General features: G+C 71.5%; 3 protein-coding genes and 1 pseudogene. All 4 read right to left on the minus strand.

What is annotated here, in order from left to right; translation table 11 throughout:
• Window positions 1-519, minus strand: a pseudogene (locus HMPREF0591_RS29490) (cation-translocating P-type ATPase); the annotation flags it as partial.
• Window positions 520-539: 20 nt separating this feature from the next.
• Window positions 540-980 (minus strand): hypothetical protein, encoded by a 441-nt coding sequence (locus tag HMPREF0591_RS29495; protein ID WP_007172535.1) that lies wholly within the window; start codon window positions 978-980, stop codon window positions 540-542.
• 211 nt (window positions 981-1191) lie between these two features.
• Window positions 1192-1998 carry an exodeoxyribonuclease III gene (locus tag HMPREF0591_RS29500; RefSeq protein ID WP_040624463.1) on the minus strand — a complete coding sequence of 269 codons (807 nt, stop codon included), beginning with the start codon at window positions 1996-1998 and terminating at the stop codon, window positions 1192-1194.
• A gap of 164 nt (window positions 1999-2162) precedes the next feature.
• A complete protein-coding gene (locus tag HMPREF0591_RS34765; RefSeq protein ID WP_425270271.1) occupies window positions 2163-2267 on the minus strand; it encodes a hypothetical protein in 105 nt (34 codons plus the stop codon).
• Between the last annotated feature and the right edge of the window lie 51 nt (window positions 2268-2318).

Consider the following 2318-nt stretch of genomic DNA (forward strand, 5'->3'; position numbering starts at 1 on the left):
CGCGATGCCGAGCCCGGCGGCGCTGGCCGCCGCGGTGGCGGCCCGGGTCGCCAGCACCGGTCCATCGCCCGGCAGGCTCGTCGGGGGCGCCGGCGATGTTGCTAAAGTTGTTGCAGCACAACTCTTCTCGGCTTCGCCGGCCAGGCGGCACAGGTCGCGCAGCGAGGTGTCCGCGTCGCCGATGGTGACCACCACCCGCGACAGTGGGTAGTTCAGGGCGGCCGAGGCGATCCCCGGGTGCGACAGCACGGCGTCGAGCACCGAGCGCCCCAGTTCCCCGTCCGCGGCGCCGTCCAGCCCGTGCACCTCGATCCAGGCGCGCTCCGCGCCGCGCCAGCAGCGTCGGCTCCCCGGCGCCGATATGTCCCGGGGCAGCTCGACCGAGATCGCCCGGGCACCCTCGCGCAGCGGAATCGCGGCGATGGTGATGCCGGCCTCAACGAGGGAGGTGGTGGCCTGCAGGCCCGCCGCGACGGCGCGCAACGGCGTGGATCGTCGTATCGCGGTCGCAATGCTCAAAGCGTCTTCGGACAGTCCCGTTAGTTGGTGCTGCGCAACTCGGCACTGCCGGCCCGGCGCCCGGTGGCCTTCTTGGCCGTCGACTTGGCGGCCTTCTGCGGCGCGGCCTTCTGCGTCGCCGGTTCCACCGGCACCGCCTTGAGGCTCGCCTTGGCCGCCTTGGGCGGTTCCTGCTTGCGGCTCAGCCGCTGCAGCAACAGCGCGCTGCCGCCGACCGCCAGCAGCACCGGCCACTCGACCAGTCCGGCGACGCCCAACGCGCCGAACGCCACCGCGGCGGCCGGCGCCGAGTGGCTGCCGCTGGCCATGCCCTTCTTGATGCCCTCGGCGGCGCCGGTGACGCCGCCGATGACCCCGTTGACCGCCGCGCCACCCACCGCGCCGGCGGCCGCGGTCGTGGTGGTCGCCGCGCGACTCACCGCCTGACCTACGCCCCGGACCGCTCCGCCGATGACACTCATGCTGACTCCCTGGCTTTCTGCCCTTGCCGCGAAACCCGCGTCACCAGCGGGGCGCACCCGCTGAACGCGTCGTTAACAGCAAAAAAACATTGTATCTGCTTCTAACAAAACAAAGCCTGCCACCTTGCAAACGCGCAGACAACGCGCAGCCGCATTTAATTTGCGTGAGCTTAACCTGGTCACCGGCGGCGCGCGAAGGCGTTAATGCGATTCAGTCTCGCCTGATATCGATCTGCACCGGCGCGTGATCGCTGGCGGCCTTGCCCTTGCGCTCCTCGCGGACGATCTGGGCGTCCGTCACACGGTCGGCCAAGGCGGGCGAGGCGAGGATGAAATCGATGCGCATGCCCTGCCGTTTCGGGAACCGCAGCTGGGTGTAGTCCCAGTACGTGTACACGCCCGGGCCGGGCGCGAAAGGCCTTACCACGTCGGTGAATTGGGCGTCGACGATCGCGGCGAACGCGCGGCGCTCGGGCTCGGAGACGTGGGTGGCGCCGGCATAGAACTCGGTGCTCCACACGTCGTCGTCGGTGGGCGCGATGTTCCAGTCGCCGGCCAGCGCGATCTGCGCCGCCGGATCGTCGCGCAACCAGCCGGCCGCCGTATCACGCAGCGCGGCAAGCCATTCCAGCTTGTAGGTGTAGTGCGGATCGCCCAGCGCCCGGCCGTTGGGCACGTACAGGCTCCAGATCCGGACACCGTCGCAGGTGGCGCCCAGCGCGCGGGCTTCGGCCGTCGCGGCCACCTCCGGCTTGCTGCTCCAGCTGGGCTGGCCGTCGAAACCGACCCGCACGTCGTCGAGGCCGACCCGCGAGGCGATCGCCACGCCGTTCCACTGATTGAAGCCCACATGCGCCACCTCGTAGCCGAGTTCGAAGAACGGCAGGGTGGGGAACTGGCCGTCGGAGCACTTGGTCTCCTGCATGGCCAGCACGTCGACGTCCGCGCGGGCCAGCCAGTCGACGACGCGCGGCAGGCGGCTGCGGATCGAATTCACGTTCCAGGTGGCCAGCCGCAGCGGCGATCGCGAGCGCGGCGAAGCCGGGCGCTGCGGGTCGCCGCCATCGGTCAGCGGCGATCGCGAGCGCGGCGAAGCCGGGCGCTGCGGGTCGCCGCCAACGGTCAGCGGCGATCGCGAGCGCGGCGAAGCCGGGCGCTGCGGGTCGCCGCCAACAGTCATGGCTAGACCGTATCCCAGTCGGGGGAGCGGGCCGGAAAATAGCGGCGCCGGTGGTGTTCCCGGAAGCCGAGCGCGCCGGCGACCGCCGTCGCGGCGTCGCCCGGCACGACCAGATAGGCCCGGTTCGCGCCGCCCGCCGCGGCCCGGGCCGCCAGCTC

The sequence above is a fragment of the Mycobacterium parascrofulaceum ATCC BAA-614 genome, from assembly GCF_000164135.1.
Taxonomy (GTDB): domain Bacteria; phylum Actinomycetota; class Actinomycetes; order Mycobacteriales; family Mycobacteriaceae; genus Mycobacterium; species Mycobacterium parascrofulaceum.

What these genes read in the sequence shown, in the direction of transcription:
- HMPREF0591_RS29495 (WP_007172535.1), bottom strand. Translation starts at nt 980, where the DNA reads ATGAGTGTCATCGGCGGAGCGGTCCGGGGCGTAGGTCAGGCGGTGAGT.